This window comes from Citrobacter sp. RHB20-C16, from assembly GCF_013890155.1.
GTDB lineage: Bacteria > Pseudomonadota > Gammaproteobacteria > Enterobacterales > Enterobacteriaceae > Citrobacter_A > Citrobacter_A amalonaticus.
The window spans coordinates 3,798,421-3,816,710 of record NZ_CP057630.1; the positions used below are offsets into that span (position 1 = coordinate 3,798,421).

The following is an 18,290-nucleotide window of genomic DNA, read 5'->3' on the forward strand; positions in this document are numbered from 1 at the left end:
ATAACGATCTGGCAAAGCAAATATCAAAAAGTGCTTAACCCACCGGAATTCGGGCATTTAAGAGCAAATGAAATTGTTTTAGCGAAGTCACCGTTTCATACTAGATGGGTTAAAATTTTTGCTTTGTATTCAGGGCTCCCCCGCTGGCTATTAAGGATTCACTATGTTTTCCGCAACGCGCCGTCTTTCCGCCCTCCTGGCGCTCGGCGTATGCTTTATTGTCCCCGCTCAGGCGTCATCGCCAAAACCGGGCGAATTTGCAACAATGCAGACCCGTCATATTGCGACCGTTTTCCCGGGAAGGATGACCGGCTCGCCGGCAGAAATGTTATCTGCCGACTATTTACGCCAGCAGTTTGAGCAGATGGGCTATCGCAGTGATATCCGCACGTTCAACAGTCGCTATATTTATACCGCCAAAAATAACCGCAAAAACTGGCATAACGTCACCGGCAGTACCGTTATTGCCGCCCACGAAGGCAAAGCCCCGCAGCAGATTATTATCATGGCGCACCTGGATACCTACGCGCCGCAAAGTGATGCCGACACTGACGCGAATCTTGGCGGGCTCACTCTGCAAGGGGTGGATGACAACGCCGCTGGTCTGGGCGTTATGCTCGAACTGGCAGAACGCCTGAAAGATGTGCCGACGGAATACGGTATTCGCTTTATTGCCACCAGCGGCGAGGAAGAGGGAAAACTGGGGGCTGAAAACCTGCTGAAGCGCATGAGCGCGGCGGAGAAGAAAAACACGCTGCTGGTGATTAATCTCGATAACCTGATCGTCGGCGACAAACTGTATTTTAATAGCGGGCAGAGCACGCCGGAAGCGGTGCGTAAATTAACCCGCGACCGGGCATTAGCGATTGCGCGTCATCATGGCATTACCGCCACCACTAATCCAGGCCTGAATAAGGACTATCCCAAAGGCACCGGTTGCTGCAATGACGCAGAGGTTTTCGATAAAGCGGGAATTTCGGTGCTATCCGTTGAGGCAACGAACTGGAATCTTGGCAAGAAAGATGGTTACCAACAGCGCGCCAAAACCGCCTCTTTCCCGACAGGAAATAGCTGGCACGATGTACGTCTGGATAATCAACAACACATTGATAAAGCCCTGCCCGGACGCATTGAACATCGCAACCGCGACGTAATGCGCATTATGCTGCCGCTCGTAAAAGAATTAGCGAAAGCGAGCTAATCATAAGGCCGGATAAGGCAATGCCCTTATCTGGCCATACTGTCGGACCGCTGAAGGGGGGTTGTTTCACCCTTCGTGCAGCCCGCACTCGCGCTTCAGGCCAAAGAAGCGGGTCTCTTCTTCTGCCATGCCGGGTTCCCATTTCCGCGTGGTGTGCGTATCGCCGACGGAAAGATAGCCCTGATCCCACAGCGGATGGTATTTCAGCCCATGCTTTTGCAGGTATTGATAAACCGTGCGGTTATCCCAGTCGATAATCGGCAGCACTTTAAAGACCCCACGCTGGATAGCCAGCACGGGCAGATGCGCACGGCTGCCGGACTGTTCGCGCCGCAGTCCCGCAAACCAGGTTTGCGCGTTCAGTTCCTGCAACGCCCGGTTCATCGGTTCGACTTTGTTGATCTCATTGTATTTCTCAATGCCTTCAACGCCCTGCTCCCACAGCTTACCGTAGCGCGCTTCCTGCCAGGCGGGGCTTTCATTCGCCCGGTAGACCTTCAGGTTCAACCTGAGTTTGTCCGTTAACTCATCAATAAACTGGTAAGTTTCCGGGAACAGATAGCCGGTATCGGTCAGGATCACCGGGATATCCGGGCGGATCTGATTGACCAAATGCAGGCTGACTGCCGCCTGAATCCCAAAGCTTGATGAGAGGACGTATTCGCCAGGCAAATTCTCCAGCGCCCACGCCACACGCCCCTCAGCATCACGTTTTTCCAGTTGGCTGTTGGTTTCAGCCAGCGCCATCACACGCTCTACCTTCGGCAATGCATTAAGCGCGTTTAGATCGAGTACGGACATAAGAACCTCGTTTGCCTGTTTTGCCGGGTGGCACTGCGTTTGCCCGGCAAAGGATGGGTTATTCCCAGAAATCCCGTGCGGGATCGAGCACCGGGCGAATAATGCCCGCACGCACCGTAAAGTCGCCGAAGCCTTCACCCGCTTCGCGCTCTTTCGCCCAGCGCCCAATCAGTTCGTCCAGCGAGTCGAGAATTTCTGGTTCGGTGATATTCTCTTTAAACATCCGCGGGATACGCGTGCCGATTCGGTTACCGCCGAGATGCAGGTTATAGCGGCCAGGCGCTTTCCCGACCAGACCGACTTCCGCCAGCATCGCGCGACCGCAGCCGTTCGGGCAGCCTGTTACACGCATAACGATGTGTTCATCGCTCACGTTATGCTTCGCCATCAGGCCATCAATCTTGTCGATAAACGTCGGCAGGAAACGTTCGGCCTCCGCCATCGCCAGCGGACAGGTCGGGAACGACACGCAGGCCATGGAGTTTTCACGCTGTGGCGTCACGGTGTTCATCAGACCGCTCTCTTGCGCGATCTTCTCTATCTTCGCTTTCTGGCTTTCCGGTACGCCAGCGATGATCAGATTCTGGTTCGCAGTAATACGGAACTCGCCTTTATGGATTTTCGAAATCTCCAGCAGGCCCGTTTTCAGCGGACGTCCCGGATAATCGAGAATACGGCCATTTTCGATAAACAGCGTCAGATGCCATTTATTGTCGATGCCTTTCACCCAGCCAATCCGATCGCCGCGCCCGGTGAATTCATACGGACGAATCGGCTCAAATTTAATGCCTGCACGACGTTCCACTTCCGCTTTGAACGTCTCAACCCCAACGCGTTCCAGCGTGTATTTGGTTTTCGCATTTTTACGATCGGTACGGTTTCCCCAGTCGCGCTGGGTGGTGACCACCGCCTCCGCCACTGCCAGCGTATGCTCGAGCGGCAGATAGCCAAATTCGCTGGCCGTACGGGCATAGGTTTTCTTGTTACCGTGCTCGATAGAAAGACCGCCGCCCACCAGCAGGTTAAAGCCAATCAGCTTGCCGTTTTCAGCAATCGCCACGAAGTTCATGTCGTTGGCGTGCAGGTCGATGTCGTTCTGCGGTGGGATCACGACCGTGGTTTTAAACTTACGCGGCAGATAAGTCTGACCGAGGATCGGCTCCTCGTCCGTGGTCGCGACTTTTTCCTGATCGAGCCAAATCTCCGCATAAGCGCGCGTGCGCGGCAGCAGGTGCTCGGAGATCTTCTTTGCCCACTCGTAGGCTTCGGCATGCAGCTCGGACTCATACGGGTTCGAGGTGCACAGCACGTTACGGTTCATATCATTGGCTGTCGCCAGCGCGTCCAGCCCCACGGAGTGCAGCATCTGGTGCACCGGCTTCACGTTCTTCTTCAGAATCCCGTGAAACTGAAACGTCTGACGGTTGGTCAGGCGAATGCTGCCGTAAATCGTGTTCTCGGCGGCAAATTTATCAATCGCCTGCCACTGTTTGGTGGTGATAACGCCCCCCGGCAGACGGCAGCGAAGTAACATCGCGTGACGCGGCTCCAGCTTCTGCTCGGCACGCTCGGCGCGGATATCGCGGTCATCCTGCTGGTACATCCCGTGAAAACGGATCAGCAGGAAGTTGTCACCTTTAAAACCGCCGGTGAGACCGTCATTTAAATCTTCAGCAATGGTGCCGCGCAGATAGTTGCTTTCCAGCTTCATGCGCTCGGCGTCTGCCAGTTTACCTTCGACCACCAGGGGCCCTGGATGTTTTTCGCTCATTAGTAGACATCTCGCTGATAACGGCGCTCAACGCGCAGCTCACTTAAAAATTCATCCGCTGACTCCGCGTCCATCGCGCCGAATTCAGCAATCACGTCCAGCAATGCCTGCTCAACGTCTTTCGCCATGCGATTGGCGTCGCCGCAGACATAAATGTGGGCACCGTCATTAATCCAGCGCCACAGTTCTGCACCCTGTTCGCGCAGTTTGTCTTGTACGTAGACTTTTTCTTTTTGGTCTCGTGACCAGGCGAGATCGATGCGGCTCAGTACGCCTTCTTTGACGTAACGCTGCCATTCCACCTGGTAGAGGAAATCTTCGGTAAAGTGCGGGTTGCCAAAGAACAGCCAGTTCTTGCCTGATGCTCCCTCGGCAGCGCGCTGCTGCATGAAAGCGCGGAACGGCGCGATGCCTGTCCCCGGACCAATCATGATCACCGGGGTTTCAGGATTCGTCGGCAGACGGAAGTTATCGTTATGTTCGATGAACACACGCACTTCGCCCTCTTCTTCGACGCGATCGGCGAGGAAGCTGGATGCGCCACCGGCACGCGCGCGGCCTTCCACTTCATAACGCACCGCCCCCACGGTGATGTGCACTTCGCTCTCCACTTCGGCCTGTGAAGACGCAATGGAGTACAGACGCGGCGTTAACGGACGCAACAGATCGACTAACGCTTGTGCATCCAGTTGTGCGGGCGAGAAGCGCAGCATATCGACAACAGGCGTCGTGGTGGCGTAATGCTGCAACTGTGCCTTATCGCCGACCAGCGGCAACAACGATTCACTGCGCGTTAAGGTGGCATAGTTTTCAACGATATTGGCGGTATTTACGGTCAGTTCAACATGCCACTGTAGCGCTTCGGACAGCGGGAGAGATTTGCCATTGACCGTAACGGGCTCATCGCCTTTCAGCCAGACCAGTTCTACGATTTCTTTCACCAGCGCCGGATCGTTTTGATACCAGACACCCAGCGCATCGCCAGGCTGGTAGCGCAGACCCGAATCACCGAGATCGATTTCAATATGGCGAACATCTTTCTCTGAATCGCGTCCGGTGATTTTTTGATTTACGGACAACGTGGCGCTCAGCGGCGCTTCTTTGGTATACGGGCTGGTGTGGATCTCATTTACCGCTCCGCTGGCAACCGCCTGAGCCGGTGTCGCAAACGGCGCTCGTGATTTCAACACCTCAACCACACGAGCACGCCATTCGGCGGCGGCGGCCTGGTATTCCACATCGGCGTCAACGCGATCCAACAAACGCTCACCGCCGAGTTCCGCCAGCTTGCTGTCAAAATCTTTGCCCGACTGGCAGAAAAATTCATATGACGTGTCACCCAGACCAAAAATGGCAAAGGCGGTGTTTTCGAGCTTGGGCGCTTTTTTAGAGAACAGGAACTTATGCAGCGCGACCGCTTCTTCCGGGGGTTCGCCTTCTCCCTGCGTAGACGTGACGATAACCAGCAACTTTTCATTGGCGATTTGTTTGAATTTGTAGTCGCCTGCGTTAACCAGCGTGACGCTGAGTTTTGCTGCCAACAGATCATCACGCAACGCTTCCGCCACACGACGCGCATTGCCCGTTTGTGATGCAGAGATTAGCGTGATGCCCGGCATTTCCGCCACGGGAGCGGGTGTTGCAACGGCTGCGCCAGGTTGCTGATTCAGCGTACCCCAGAAATAGCCAGAAACCCATGCAAGCTGCGTGGGCGTAAGATCGGTGGTGGCCGCCTGGAGGCGTGCCAGCTGCTCCGGGTTCAGCGGAAGCAAAGCGGAAGGTGGGGCCTGTATCGTCATGCGTCGTTATGTTCCAGTAAGCAAAGCGGATTTAAGCAATAAAACCCAAACTGAAGATAAGGGTAACGGCGGTGATAGTAACAATTAAAGAAGGGATGGAAATAACAAATAACCAAATGAACTAACCTGTTTTAGCTATAGTTATTAACGACAAAAACGATTAAATAACCACATGATATATAAATAATTATTTAATATTTGCCATCAATATGTGGCATTCTGCTGCTCAGCGCCCTTTTAACTAATGCTAAAAATTGTACTTTACGGTACCCTACGGCGTTTTTTGCATTCTTGAGAGTCAATAATGTCCACCACCTTGTTTAAAGATTTCACCTTCGAAGCCGCTCACCGCCTGCCACACGTACCGGAAGGGCATAAATGTGGCCGCCTGCATGGTCACTCATTTATGGTGCGTCTTGAAATTACCGGTGAAGTCTGCCCGCATACCGGTTGGATCATGGATTTTGCCGAGTTAAAAGCCGCATTTAAGCCGACGTATGACAGGCTTGATCATTACTACCTGAACGATATTCCCGGTCTCGAAAACCCGACCAGCGAAGTACTGGCGAAATGGATTTGGGATCAGGTCAAACCGGCAGTTCCTCTGCTGAGCGCGGTGATGGTGAAAGAGACCTGTACGGCGGGCTGTGTCTATCGCGGCGAGTGAGTATTTCGTCTTGCCGGATAGCGACGTAACGCCTCTTATCCGGTTAACAGAAAAGCCCGGTAAGCTAATGGACTGACCTCATAAATCTGGACAGTTTATATTAAGCGGCCTTCAGAGCCTGGGCCCGGTACTCTACCGGACTCAGGCCTTTTAGTTTCAGGCTTATCCGCTCGTTGTTGTAGTAACGGATATAATCCTCTATCGCCTTCCTCAGTTCGCTGATATTGCTGAACTGACTCAGGTAAAAACACTCCGATTTCAGCGTCCCGAAGAAGTTTTCCATCACGGCATTATCCAGACAGTTTCCTTTTCGGGACATACTTTGCGTCATGCCCTGCGCCTTTAACTTTGCCTGATAGCCTGCCATCCGATATTGCCAGCCCTGATCTGTGTGCAGCAAGGGGGCGTCGTCTGGTCCGAGCTTTAAGAACGCATCCCGCAGCATGGTATTAACCATCTCCATCACCGGCCTTTCCGACAGGCTGTAGGAGATTATTTCCCGGTTAAAAAGATCGAGTACCGGCGACAGGTACAGCTTTTTACCCTGCAGCGAGAACTCTGTAACATCCGTAACCCATTTTTCATTGGCTTTTGATGCACTGAAGTTCCTGCTCAGGATATTGGGGGCTGCCTTGCCTGTTTCCCCCTTCCATGAGCGGTATTTCTTCGCCCTTATCAGAGACCGGAGCGACAGCTCTGTCATCAGCCGCTGCACGGTTTTATGGTTCACCAGCAGACCCTGCTTTCTCAGCGAAAGCGTGATCCTGCGGTAGCCATAACGGCCTTTGTGCCAGGCGTATATCTCACGGATTTTATCTTTCAGCCCGGCATGCCTGTCCACCTGCTTCAGGGCATTCATATTGTAATACCATGTACTGCGGGACATGCCTGCCGCGCGCAGGAGGTCTCGCAGAGCGTGCTTATGCCTCAGTTCACTGATTATCAGGGCTTGCTGCCGTTTTTTTCGCTCTGAACCAAGGCCTTCAACTTTTTTAGATAGGCATTCTCTGCCCGCAGGTAACGGAGTTCAGCCCGGAGTTCTTCGGGGGAGAGTTTTTCCAGTTCTTTATCTGTAGGGGATGGGGGGATTTTTTGTTTTGTCATTTTTCCAGGCCGCCCGCGTTGAATGTTTAGCAGTCCTTCCGCTCCGGCATCGTTGTACACGCAGACCCAGTGTCGGACAAGCGTTTCTGCAGAGAGATTAAACCGGGCAGCTGCTTCACGCATCGTCAGGTGGTCACGGATAACCGCCCGGACGACGACGAGTTTAAATTCAGCTGAATGATGTTTATTTTTCCCTGACAGCCCTTCCATACCGTGGAGTTGCCACGCCCTGACCCAGCGACGGACGGAAGTTCTTTCAACACCAAAACGGTCGGCTGTACGCTCTTCTCCGTCTTTTCCGGACAAATAATGATTAACCACAGCCAGTTTTGTTTCAGGGGAATATTTTGGCTTTGCCATAAAAAACTGCACCTTACTCAGTTGAGTGTCCAACTTTTGGGGTGCAGTCCACTAACGCACCGGGCTTTTTATCAGGCAATATTCAGATACTTGTGCGTCTGCATCGACAGGCGCCAGTTGCGCGCGATACAGGTATCAATGCACAGGCGTGTGGCATCCTCTTTCTGGCTGATAGGTTGCAGCGCAATCACCCGCGGTTTGTCGTCGCTCAGCGTGGCGAGCAGTTCGTCCAGCGCTTCAATGTCACGCACGCGCCCGACCGGATGTTTAATCTCATTCGCGCGTTCCAGCGCCTGAGACAGAACGTCATAACCACCGCGCATGTTCACCTTCGGAGAAACGGTCACCCAGGTATTTGGCGTGCAGCGCACTTCGTGTGTACCGCTGGTTTCTATCTGGCAGCTAAAACCGTTCTTTTCCAGCAAATCAGTGAGGGGTATCAGGTCATGAATACACGGTTCACCGCCGGTGATCACCACATGACGCGCGGTGTAACCTTGTCGGCCAATCACCGCCAGCAGATCTTCACTGCTTGCCGCGCCCCATTTATCACTCTCTTTGGTTTTCGCCAGGATGCTGTACAGGGAGACTTCCCGATCCTCAAGCTTATCCCAGGTGTGTTTGGTATCGCACCAGGCACAGCCAACCGGGCATCCCTGTAAACGAATAAAAATGGCGGGGACGCCGGTAAAGTAACCCTCACCTTGCAGGGTCTGGAACATCTCGTTAATCGGGTACTGCATAGCGCTCTCAATATGGGGATAAACGATAATTATCGCAGATCCCCACCAAAGTATCATGCCCCATCGGTGCTTTACGAGGCGATCGCCGCGATAAAGCGTGCCGTTATCTGTTGCGGACGAGTGATTGCCCCGCCAACCACCACAGTGTGAGCGCCCAATGCCAGGCAGCGTGCGGCCCGTTCCGGGGTATCGACGTTCCCTTCCGCCACGACCGGAACGCTGACCGCAGCCAACACTTCACGTAAGAATCCGCAGTCATTTTCCACCAGCACATGCCCGGCGGTTTCTGCGGTATAGCCGTAAAGCGTAGTGCCCACACAGTCAAAACCCAGACGCTCGGCTGTCACTGCCTCGTCTACGGTGGCTATATCCGCCATCAGTAGTACGGACGGGTAGCGAGCACGGATCTGCGTGACCAACTCTTCCAGCGTCTGCCCACCGGGGCGCGGCCGCGCAGTGGCATCCAGAGCAATAATTTCCGGCTCAACGGTCATCAGCTCATCCACTTCCTGGAGAGTGGCCGTGATAAACACCTCACTGCCAGGGTAATCGCGTTTGATTATCCCAATCACCGGCAGGGAGACGCACTCTTTGATAGCACGAATGTCCACCACGCTGTTCGCACGGATACCTGCCGCACCGCCTTGTGCTGCCGCCAGCGCCATACGAGACATAATAAACGGACTGTGCAGAGGCTCATTTTCCAGCGCCTGACAGGAGACGATTAATTTACCTTTCAGGGGATCCAGTACAGTTTTCATTACGATAACATCTCTTCGACTTCGTTTTTAATGATGGTGACATGCGGGCCATAAATCACCTGAACACCGTTGCCGCGAATAATCACGCCACGGGCTCCGGTCGCTTTCAGCGCCGCTTCATCTACTTTGCTGCTCTCTTTCACCGTCACGCGTAAGCGCGTGGCGCAACAGTCCACCTCTTCCAAATTCTCTTTGCCTCCCAGCCCAGCGATGACTGCCACTGCGCGTTCACTTTGAGACAAGCCGGATTCAACCGGGGTTGCGTTCTCACGGCCTGGCGTTAGCCAGCCAAAGCGGGTTATCAAATAGCGGAAAGTGAAGTAGTAGAGGAAGAACCACGGTATTCCCACCATGGGGACATACATCCAGTTGGTTTTAGCTTCTCCCTGTAACACGCCGAAGAGGAGGAAATCGATAAGTCCACCTGAAAAGGTTTGCCCAATCGTGATATGTAAAATATGGGCGATCATAAACGCCAGACCATCGAAGAAGGCGTGAATGACATATAGAATGGGCGCGACAAACAGGAAGGAGAACTCAATAGGTTCAGTGATTCCCGTCAGGAAAGAGGTCAGGGCGGCCGACAGAAGCAGTCCGGCGACAACCTTTCTGTTCTCCGGCTTTGCGGTGTGGTACATCGCCAGACATGCGCCAAGCAGACCAAACATCATGGTGATAAAGCGACCGGACATAAAGCGTGCGGTACCCGCATAGAACTGCTGCGTATTCGGATCGGCAAGTTGGGCAAAGAAAATCCGCTGCGTACCTTCCACCAACTGGCCGTTGACGATTTCGCTGCCGCCCAGCGCCGTCGTCCAGAACGGCAAATAAAAGATATGGTGTAAACCCAGTGGGCCAAGCATACGCAGGATGAAGCCGTACAATAGCGTACCCAGATAGCCCGTCGCATCCACCAGACCGCCCAGTCCAAAAATGAGTTTCTGGAAATGCGGCCACACCACCGTCATAACCGCACCCACTACAATCGCGGCAAGGGAGCTGATAATCGGTACAAAACGCGAACCGCTAAAAAAACCGAGGAACTGAGGTAGTGAGACTTTATTGAAACGGCTATGCAACGCGCAGGTGACAAGACCCATCACCACACCACCAAACACGCCCGTTTCCAGCGTCTGAATACCAAGCGTCATCCCCTGGCCAACAGCACCGGGGTTCTCTTGCGCCAGCGTTCCGTTGAGCGTCAATAAGGCATTGATGGTGGCGTTCATCACCAAAAATGCCAGCAATGCTGCAAGTCCAGCAGTGCCTTTATCTGTTTTCGCCAGCCCCACGGCGACACCGACCGCAAAGAGTACCGACAGATTGGCAAACACAATGGAACCTGCGCTGGTCATGATCGTGAAGATGGCCTGCAGCCAGTCGACATCTAAAAACGGATAAGCCGTCAATGTGTTTGGATTGGACAACGCGCCACCAATCCCTAACAACAGCCCTGCTGCGGGCAATACCGCAATCGGCAGCATGAAGGATTTGCCAAACCGCTGCGCTTTTTCAAACCATCCCCCGGATGAGGCGCCGCTAAACATATGCATCATTTTTTCATCTCCTCGATTATTGATGAAAATTTTTACCATATTAATTTTTATAAATGAAAATTATCATCAAAATCCAGGAAGCCGATCATACTTTTTTAAAATGTCTGGCATCTCTCCCCTGCTTTCCGCCACACTATCAACAGATAAACGCATTAAGGATTTTGCATGTCTGAAAATGAAAACCTGCTGCTGAGATTGCGGCAGAGTGTTGATGGATACAGCCGAACACAACAGAAGCTAGGCGAGTTTGTACTCAGCGATCCGGCAAAAGTGGTTTACCTGACGATTACCGAACTGGCGCGTGAAAGCGGCACCAGCGAGGCTAGCGTCACACGTCTGTGTCGAACGCTAGGGTGTAAGGGCTATAACGAATTCAAAATGGCGCTGGCACTCGATCTCCGACAAGGACAGTCTGTCGAGCACAGCGGCGATGAGATTGACAATGTGGTCAATGAATCCGTCCAGGCGCTGCAGGACACAGCAAAATTACTCGACAGGACCTTACTGGAAGCCGCCGCGCTTGCACTACATCAGGCTCAGTCAGTGCAGATTTATGGCGTAGCAGCCAGTGCCATTCTGGGGGAGTATTTACATTACAAACTCCTGCGTCTGGGTAAACCCGCACAATTGTTCAGCGATATGCACCGTGCTGCCATGAACGCCACAACGCTTAGTAAAAACACGCTCGTAGTGGCAATTTCCAGTTCAGGCTCCACGCGCGATCTGCTGCATGTTGTAAAGCTAGCGCGTAAACAAGGTGTGCGCGTAGTGGCGCTGAGTAATACGCCGCGCAGCCCGTTAGCATCGCTTAGTGATATTCAACTGGTCGCAGCCAAACCAGAAGGTCCGTTGAGTGCCGGCGCGCTAAACGCCAAGGTGGGTGTGATGCTGTTGATAGAACTGCTCACTACATCGCTAATCGCACTGGATGAAAAGTACAGCGATGTAAGCCAGAAAACAGCCAGCGCGACCCTACCGCTACTGCTTTAAAGACATAAAAAAACCCGCCGAAGCGGGTTTCTTAGAGTGTAAAGCGACAGTAATAAATTACTGACCTTTGATCTCTTTACGACCGTTGTACGGTGCTTTTTCACCCAGCGCTTCTTCGATACGAATCAGCTGGTTGTATTTAGCAACGCGGTCAGAACGGCTCATAGAACCCGTTTTGATCTGGCCTGCAGCAGTACCCACAGCCAGGTCAGCGATGGTAGCATCTTCAGTTTCACCGGAACGGTGAGAGATCACAGCTGTGTAGCCAGCGTCTTTCGCCATCTTGATTGCAGCCAGCGTTTCGGTCAGAGAACCGATCTGGTTGAATTTGATCAGGATGGAGTTAACGATGCCTTTTTCGATACCTTCTTTCAGGATCTTGGTGTTGGTTACGAACAGGTCGTCACCAACCAGCTGGATTTTGTCGCCCAATACTTTGGTCTGGTATGCAAAACCATCCCAGTCAGACTCGTCCAGACCGTCTTCGATAGAAACGATCGGATACTGTTTGGTCAGGTCTTCCAGGAAGTGAGTGAATTCTTCAGAGGTGAACGCTTTGTTGCCTTCGCCAGCCAGAACGTATTTACCGTCTTTGTAGAATTCAGATGCTGCGCAGTCCATCGCCAGAGTGATGTCTTTGCCCAGCTCGTAGCCAGCAGCTTTAACCGCTTCAGCAATGACAGCCAGCGCTTCAGCGTTGGAGCCCAGGTTCGGCGCATAGCCACCTTCGTCACCCACAGCAGTGTTCATGCCTTTCGCTTTCAGCACTTTAGCCAGGTTGTGGAACACTTCAGAACCCATACGTACGGCTTCTTTCAGGGTTTTCGCGCCAACTGGCTGAATCATGAATTCCTGGATGTCGACGTTGTTGTCAGCGTGCTCACCACCGTTGATGATGTTCATCATCGGAACCGGCATGGAGTATTTGCCCGGAGTACCATTCAGCTCAGCGATGTGCTCGTACAGCGGCATGCCTTTAGCAGCAGCAGCAGCTTTGGCGTTAGCCAGAGACACAGCCAGGATGGCGTTCGCGCCGAAGTTGGATTTGTTTTCAGTACCGTCCAGATCGATCATGATCTTGTCGATGCCAGCCTGATCTTTGGCATCTTTGCCAAGGATAGCCTGAGCGATCGGGCCGTTAACCGCGCCAACAGCTTTCAGTACGCCTTTACCCATGAAGCGGGCTTTGTCGCCATCGCGCAGTTCCAGCGCTTCGCGGGAGCCTGTAGAAGCACCTGACGGAGCTGCTGCCATACCGACGAAACCACCTTCCAGGTGTACTTCGGCTTCAACAGTCGGGTTACCACGGGAGTCGATGATTTCACGACCGATGACTTTAACGATTTTGGACATTAGGTTTTCCTCAGTACAAGTTAAACTAAAACTCCAGACAAACAACGCGTACCTTTGGTACGCGTTGCCGTTCTAACTTTTTTTACTTCTTACTTCGCCTGACGCTTCTGATGCTCGCTGGCGGCTTTCACAAAGCCAGCAAACAGCGGATGTCCATCACGTGGCGTGGAAGTAAATTCCGGATGGAACTGACAGGCCACGAACCACGGATGATTCGGTACCTCAATGATCTCGACCAACTGATCATCACCGGAACGGCCTGCAACACGCAGACCCGCAGCTTCAATCTGTTTCAACAGCATATTGTTGACTTCGTAACGATGGCGATGACGTTCAACAATAGTCGGCGTGCCGTACAACTGACGGACCAGACTATCGTCGCCAAGCTGACACTGCTGCGCGCCAAGACGCATGGTGCCACCCAGATCGCTCTTCTCGGTACGGACTTCAACGTTACCGTCTTCGTCACGCCATTCGGTAATCAGCGCCACAACCGGGTACTTACAGTCTGGCACAAATTCCGTCGAGTTGGCGTTGTCCATACCGGCGACATTACGCGCAAACTCAATCAACGCAACCTGCATACCCAGGCAAATGCCCAGATAAGGAATATTGTTCTCACGCGCATAGCGTGCAGTCGCGATCTTGCCTTCTACGCCACGGTAGCCGAAGCCGCCAGGGATCAGGATAGCGTCCAAATCTTTCAGGATTTCGACACCGCGCGTTTCAACATCCTGCGAATCAATCAGCTTGATGTTGACGGTCACGCGATTTTTCAGACCGCCGTGTTTCAGCGCTTCAATCACGGATTTATAGGCATCCGGCAGTTCAATGTACTTGCCAACCATCCCAATCGTGACTTCGCCTGCCGGGTTCGCTTCTTCGTAAATTACCTGTTCCCATTCGGCCAGGTTAGCTTCCGGACACTCTAAGCTGAATCGTTTACAAATATAATCGTCCAGGCCCTGTGATTTCAACATGCCTGGAATTTTATAGATGGAATCGACATCTTTCAGAGAAATCACCGCTTTTTCCGGAACGTTACAGAACAATGCAATTTTCGCACGTTCGTTTGCCGGGACAGCGCGGTCAGAGCGGCAAATCAGGATATCTGGCTGGATACCGATAGAGAGCAGCTCTTTTACAGAGTGCTGCGTCGGTTTTGTTTTCACTTCACCTGCCGCTGCCATGTACGGAACCAGCGTCAGATGCATAAACAGTGTGTGTTCACGGCCAATTTCAACGGCCATCTGGCGAATCGCTTCAAGGAACGGCAGAGATTCGATATCACCAACGGTACCGCCGATTTCGACCAGCACAACGTCATGGCCTTCGCCGCCTTCCAGCACGCGTTCTTTGATAGCATTGGTGATGTGCGGGATAACCTGTACGGTCGCGCCCAGATAGTCGCCACGGCGCTCTTTGCGCAGAACGTCAGAGTAAATACGACCCGTGGTGAAGTTGTTGCGGCGGCTCATTTTGGTGCGAATGAAACGCTCGTAGTGACCCAGGTCCAGGTCGGTTTCAGCGCCGTCTTCAGTAACGAACACTTCCCCGTGTTGGATTGGGCTCATGGTGCCTGGATCGACGTTGATATACGGATCCAGTTTCATGATGGTCACGTTGAGGCCACGGGCTTCAAGAATGGCTGCGAGGGAGGCTGCGGCAATGCCTTTACCCAGAGAGGATACGACCCCGCCGGTCACAAAAATATAGTTCGTTGTCATGCTGAACCTGAGAAGTTAGGGTGAAACGATGGAATAACCAGGACGGGAAAGTAGTATACCCGAACATGACGTACGCCACAAACTTTCATTATCCCCTCTCCTTCGTTCTTCAAGCCGCACCGGTGTTGGCTTCCTTCACTCACCCCAGTCACATAGCATTTCTATGTTTCTGGGGATTCTTTCAGTCGCCGCCGTGTTGCGACTCGAATAACTCGAAGAAGCAGTATACACGGTGTCTCATCAACATAACGGGAAGAGAAAATAGCCTCTTTGAAGTAAATGTTTTTGACGCAAATCAAGCGCTTGTTATTTAAAAAATCACACAAAACGCCCTTGACCGCGCAATTCCCTTAGAGATCAATTTCCTGCCGTTTTACCTGTTGCCAGACTTCTTCCATCGTTTCCAGGTCAACACCGGTCATTTCCAGGCCGCGCGCCGCCACAATCCGTTCGACCTCACGAAAACGCCGCTCGAACTTTTCGTTGGCTTTTTGCAGAGCGGTCTCCGCTTTGGTGCCTAAATGACGGGCCATATTGACGGTGGCAAACAGCAAATCGCCCATTTCCTCTTCCAGTTTAGCCTGGTCGACAACGACCTGCCGGGCCTCGTGCATGACCTCGTCGATCTCTTCATACACCTTATCGACCACTGGTCCCAGCGTCGTCCAGTCAAAACCGACATTCGAACAGCGCTTCTGGATTTTCTGCGCCCGCATTAGCGCTGGTAAACTGCGCGGAATATCATCGAGGGCAGAATGCTGCGCTTTTTGCGCCCGTTCGCCGGTTTTGATTTGTTCCCAGCGGGCCAGCACTTCAGTGCTGTTGTTGGCCTGGGCATCCGCAAAAACGTGCGGGTGGCGACGCTCGAGTTTGTCACTGATGGCGGCACAAATATCATTGAAATCAAAGCGCCCTTCTTCCTGGGCTATTTGGGCGTAAAACACGACCTGAAACAGTAGATCGCCCAGCTCACCGCGCAGATCGTCAAAATCCTCACGGGAAATCGCGTCGAGCACTTCGTAGGTTTCTTCAAGGGTGTAAGGGGCGAGCGTGACGAAAGTCTGTTCGTTATCCCACGGACAGCCGGTTTTCGGGTCGCGCAGGCGTTGCATGATGCCAAGCAGGCGGTCAATTTGGGTCATTGGAACATCCTGAAAACACAGGCCCGATAAGCGAGGCGCCACCGGGCCTGGAAAGTAAAATTAATTGCCGTGCAAACGACGCGCGTCAATCACATCAGGTACCTGATTCAGCTTGCTGAGCACGCGTCCCAGCACCTGCAGGTTGTAGATTTCAATTGTCATATCGATAGTAGCAAGCTGTTGTTTGGTATCGCTACGACTGGCAACGCCGAGCACATTGACCTTCTCGTTCGCCAGAATCGTCGTGATATCACGCAATAAACCGCTGCGATCGTTGGCCTGTACGCGCACTACCAGCGAGTATCCCGCCGAATAGCTTTCACCCCACACGGCGTCCACAAGGCGTTCCGGCGCATGCGCACGCAGTTCGACCAGTTGCTCACAGTCCGCCCGATGGACGGAAATCCCGCGGCCCTGGGTAATAAACCCAACAATCTCATCGCCTGGAATCGGCTGGCAGCAACGGGCAATGTGATGCATCAAATTACCTACGCCTTCCACAACAACACGCCCATCGTCTTTACGCCGGTTCTGCGGCGCATGCGTTTTCTGCTGAAGCTGTTTCAGCGCGGCGGCGTCTTCTTCGGCGGCGCTCGGTTTGTTGAACTGCGATTGCAGGAAGTTCACCATCTGGTTCAGACGGATATCGCCCCCGCCAATCGCCGCCAGCAGTTCCTCCAGCTCGTTGAAGTTGTAGCGCGGCAGCAGATGCTTTTCCGCTTCTTTCAGGCTGATCCCTAAATGCGACAGCTCGTCATCCAGAATCTGCCGTCCGGCAAGGATGTTCTTATCGCGGTCCTGTTTACGGAACCAGGCGTGGATTTTCGAGCGCCCACGGCTGGTCGTCACATAGCCCAGATTCGGATTCAGCCAGTCGCGGCTCGGGTTCGGCTGTTTCTGGGTGATGATTTCGATCTGATCGCCCATCTGCAACTGATAGGTAAACGGCACGATGCGCCCACCGATTTTCGCCCCAATACAACGGTGCCCCACATCACTATGAATGTGATACGCAAAGTCGAGCGGCGTAGAGCCCGCGGGCAGATCCACAACATCGCCTTTCGGTGTAAAGACGTAGACCCGATCGTCAAACACCTGACTGCGCACTTCGTCGAGCATTTCGCCAGAGTCCGCCATCTCTTCCTGCCAGGCGATCAGCTTACGCAGCCAGGCAATGCGGTCCTCATGGCCGGAACGCGCCCCGCCTGCGGCTGCGCCTTCTTTATACTTCCAGTGCGCGGCGACGCCCAGCTCAGCGTCCTCGTGCATTTGTTTAGTACGAATCTGGATCTCTACCGTTTTGCCGCCGGGCCCCAACACCACGGTGTGAATCGACTGATAGCCATTCGGTTTCGGGTTGGCGACATAGTCGTCAAACTCATCCGGCAGATGGCGATAGTGCGTGTGGACAATGCCCAGCGCGGCGTAGCAGTCCTGCAAGCGCTCGGCGACGATACGCACGGCGCGCACGTCAAACAGCTCATCAAATGCCAGATGCTTTTTCTGCATTTTTCGCCAGATGCTGTAGATGTGTTTCGGGCGTCCATACACTTCCGCCTTTACGCCTTCCGTTTTCATCTCTGAGCGCAAATGACTCACGAACTCTTCAATGTAGTGCTCACGATCGATACGCCGTTCATGCAGCAGTTTGGCAATGCGTTTGTACTCGGCAGGATGCAGATAGCGGAAGCAATAATCTTCCAGCTCCCATTTCAGCTGACCGATACCTAATCGGTTCGCCAGCGGCGCATAGATGTTAGTGCACTCTTTTGCCGCCAACACGCGCTCATCTTCCGGCGCGTCTTTCACCTCGCGCAGATGGGCGATTCGTTCAGCAAGTTTGATGACCACACAGCGGAAATCGTCGACCATCGCCAGCAGCATGCGCCGCACGTTGTCGACCTGCTCGGAGGAGACGGAATCGGTATGGGTCGCTTTCAACTGGCGAATGGCCGCCATGTCACGCACGCCATGAATCAGATTGACGATAGACTTACCTACGCTTTCCTGCAGGGTATCTTCGCTAACGACATTGGCATCTGCCAGAGGGAACAGCAGCGCTGCCCGCAGCGTGTCGATATCCATACTGAGTGTCGAGAGGATTTCCACCATCTCCACGCCACGCCACAGCAGCAGTTCCGCATCCGGATGCCCCTGTGTCTGTTGCAGGCAATACGCCCAGGTTTCGGCTAAGCGTTCACATGACTGCTGGCTGGTGATCCCAAGACTTTCGATCCACTTTTTCGGGTCAAATTCCCCAGCTTTGTTTAGATGCGCACTTCTTACCGCAACCATTGTCCTCTCCTTAAGGGACG

At 53.3% G+C, this 18,290-nt stretch carries 14 protein-coding genes; 3 read left to right on the top strand and 11 right to left on the bottom strand.

Features of this window, described 5'->3' with window-relative positions:
* The first annotated feature begins 163 nt into the window (after nt 1–163).
* Complete coding sequence (locus tag HVX64_RS18280) at nt 164–1,201, top strand: aminopeptidase (protein WP_042999535.1); 1,038 nt, start codon at nt 164–166, stop codon at nt 1,199–1,201.
* A 66-nt stretch (nt 1,202–1,267) separates the two neighbouring features.
* Here HVX64_RS18280 and cysH read toward each other — a convergent pair whose 3' ends face one another.
* The 3 genes from cysH to cysJ are packed head-to-tail and all read right to left on the bottom strand — an operon-like array spanning nt 1,268 to nt 5,572.
* Nucleotides 1,268–2,002, bottom strand: coding sequence for a phosphoadenosine phosphosulfate reductase (gene cysH, locus HVX64_RS18285; protein WP_044255000.1), 735 nt, complete (start codon nt 2,000–2,002; stop codon nt 1,268–1,270).
* A 58-nt stretch (nt 2,003–2,060) separates the two neighbouring features.
* Nucleotides 2,061–3,773: an assimilatory sulfite reductase (NADPH) hemoprotein subunit gene (gene cysI, locus HVX64_RS18290; protein WP_044254988.1), complete on the bottom strand. Its 1,713-nt coding sequence runs from the start codon at nt 3,771–3,773 to the stop codon at nt 2,061–2,063.
* Nucleotides 3,773–5,572 (bottom strand): NADPH-dependent assimilatory sulfite reductase flavoprotein subunit, encoded by a 1,800-nt coding sequence (gene cysJ, locus HVX64_RS18295; RefSeq protein WP_044254985.1) that lies wholly within the window; start codon nt 5,570–5,572, stop codon nt 3,773–3,775. The genes cysI and cysJ overlap by 1 nt, the downstream gene beginning before the upstream one ends.
* Before the next feature lie 304 nt (nt 5,573–5,876).
* On the opposite strand from cysJ, the gene queD reads away from it, so the two are divergent.
* Nucleotides 5,877–6,239 (top strand): 6-carboxytetrahydropterin synthase QueD, encoded by a 363-nt coding sequence (gene queD, locus HVX64_RS18300; RefSeq protein WP_044254982.1) that lies wholly within the window; start codon nt 5,877–5,879, stop codon nt 6,237–6,239.
* 100 nt (nt 6,240–6,339) lie between these two features.
* Here queD and HVX64_RS18305 read toward each other — a convergent pair.
* The 4 genes from HVX64_RS18305 to HVX64_RS18320 form a co-directional block, all read right to left on the bottom strand.
* Nucleotides 6,340–7,703 (bottom strand): IS3 family transposase gene (locus HVX64_RS18305; protein ID WP_249033498.1). Its coding sequence is split into 2 segments (ribosomal slippage): nt 6,340–7,199 and nt 7,199–7,703, totalling 1,365 coding nucleotides; the frame shifts between segments, so codons are not numbered across the junction.
* Nucleotides 7,704–7,774: 71 nt separating this feature from the next.
* Nucleotides 7,775–8,446: a 7-carboxy-7-deazaguanine synthase QueE gene (gene queE, locus HVX64_RS18310; protein ID WP_044254268.1), complete on the bottom strand. Its 672-nt coding sequence runs from the start codon at nt 8,444–8,446 to the stop codon at nt 7,775–7,777.
* Nucleotides 8,447–8,517: 71 nt separating this feature from the next.
* Nucleotides 8,518–9,207, bottom strand: a complete 690-nt coding sequence (locus tag HVX64_RS18315; RefSeq protein ID WP_042999520.1) for an N-acetylmannosamine-6-phosphate 2-epimerase — start codon at nt 9,205–9,207, stop codon at nt 8,518–8,520.
* Nucleotides 9,207–10,763: a maltose/glucose-specific PTS transporter subunit IIC gene (locus HVX64_RS18320; RefSeq protein ID WP_044254294.1), complete on the bottom strand. Its 1,557-nt coding sequence runs from the start codon at nt 10,761–10,763 to the stop codon at nt 9,207–9,209. Before HVX64_RS18320 ends, HVX64_RS18315 begins: the two co-directional genes overlap by 1 nt.
* Before the next feature lie 165 nt (nt 10,764–10,928).
* Between HVX64_RS18320 and HVX64_RS18325 the strand changes: the two genes are divergently transcribed.
* The gene (locus HVX64_RS18325) at nt 10,929–11,753 is read left to right on the top strand and encodes a MurR/RpiR family transcriptional regulator (RefSeq protein ID WP_044254266.1); all 825 of its coding nucleotides are present in this window, start codon (nt 10,929–10,931) and stop codon (nt 11,751–11,753) included.
* A 57-nt stretch (nt 11,754–11,810) separates the two neighbouring features.
* On the opposite strand, the gene eno is transcribed toward HVX64_RS18325, so the two are convergent.
* The 4 genes from eno to relA all read right to left on the bottom strand — a co-directional run bounded on the left by eno (nt 11,811) and on the right by relA (nt 18,270).
* On the bottom strand, nt 11,811–13,106 hold the full coding sequence (gene eno / locus HVX64_RS18330; protein WP_042999518.1) for a phosphopyruvate hydratase: 1,296 nt from the start codon (nt 13,104–13,106) through the stop codon (nt 11,811–11,813).
* Between the two features lie 89 nt (nt 13,107–13,195).
* Nucleotides 13,196–14,833, bottom strand: coding sequence for a CTP synthase (glutamine hydrolyzing) (pyrG, locus tag HVX64_RS18335; protein ID WP_042999517.1), 1,638 nt, complete (start codon nt 14,831–14,833; stop codon nt 13,196–13,198).
* Nucleotides 14,834–15,183: 350 nt separating this feature from the next.
* The gene (gene mazG, locus HVX64_RS18340; RefSeq protein ID WP_044254263.1) at nt 15,184–15,975 is read right to left on the bottom strand and encodes a nucleoside triphosphate pyrophosphohydrolase; all 792 of its coding nucleotides are present in this window, start codon (nt 15,973–15,975) and stop codon (nt 15,184–15,186) included.
* A 60-nt stretch (nt 15,976–16,035) separates the two neighbouring features.
* Complete coding sequence (gene relA, locus HVX64_RS18345) at nt 16,036–18,270, bottom strand: GTP diphosphokinase (protein WP_042999515.1); 2,235 nt, start codon at nt 18,268–18,270, stop codon at nt 16,036–16,038.
* Nucleotides 18,271–18,290 lie beyond the last annotated feature (20 nt).

Excerpts from the sequence above, each read along its gene's own strand:
- HVX64_RS18280 (WP_042999535.1), top strand. The coding sequence starts at position 164 with ATGTTTTCCGCAACGCGCCGTCTTTCCGCCCTCCTGGCGCTCGGCGTA.
- cysH (WP_044255000.1), bottom strand. The coding sequence starts at position 2,002 with ATGTCCGTACTCGATCTAAACGCGCTTAATGCATTGCCGAAGGTAGAG.
- cysI (WP_044254988.1), bottom strand. The coding sequence starts at position 3,773 with ATGAGCGAAAAACATCCAGGGCCCCTGGTGGTCGAAGGTAAACTGGCA.
- cysJ (WP_044254985.1), bottom strand. The coding sequence starts at position 5,572 with ATGACGATACAGGCCCCACCTTCCGCTTTGCTTCCGCTGAACCCGGAG.
- queD (WP_044254982.1), top strand. The coding sequence starts at position 5,877 with ATGTCCACCACCTTGTTTAAAGATTTCACCTTCGAAGCCGCTCACCGC.
- queE (WP_044254268.1), bottom strand. The coding sequence starts at position 8,446 with ATGCAGTACCCGATTAACGAGATGTTCCAGACCCTGCAAGGTGAGGGT.
- HVX64_RS18315 (WP_042999520.1), bottom strand. The coding sequence starts at position 9,207 with ATGAAAACTGTACTGGATCCCCTGAAAGGTAAATTAATCGTCTCCTGT.
- HVX64_RS18320 (WP_044254294.1), bottom strand. The coding sequence starts at position 10,763 with ATGATGCATATGTTTAGCGGCGCCTCATCCGGGGGATGGTTTGAAAAA.
- HVX64_RS18325 (WP_044254266.1), top strand. The coding sequence starts at position 10,929 with ATGTCTGAAAATGAAAACCTGCTGCTGAGATTGCGGCAGAGTGTTGAT.
- eno (WP_042999518.1), bottom strand. The coding sequence starts at position 13,106 with ATGTCCAAAATCGTTAAAGTCATCGGTCGTGAAATCATCGACTCCCGT.
- pyrG (WP_042999517.1), bottom strand. The coding sequence starts at position 14,833 with ATGACAACGAACTATATTTTTGTGACCGGCGGGGTCGTATCCTCTCTG.
- mazG (WP_044254263.1), bottom strand. The coding sequence starts at position 15,975 with ATGACCCAAATTGACCGCCTGCTTGGCATCATGCAACGCCTGCGCGAC.
- relA (WP_042999515.1), bottom strand. The coding sequence starts at position 18,270 with ATGGTTGCGGTAAGAAGTGCGCATCTAAACAAAGCTGGGGAATTTGAC.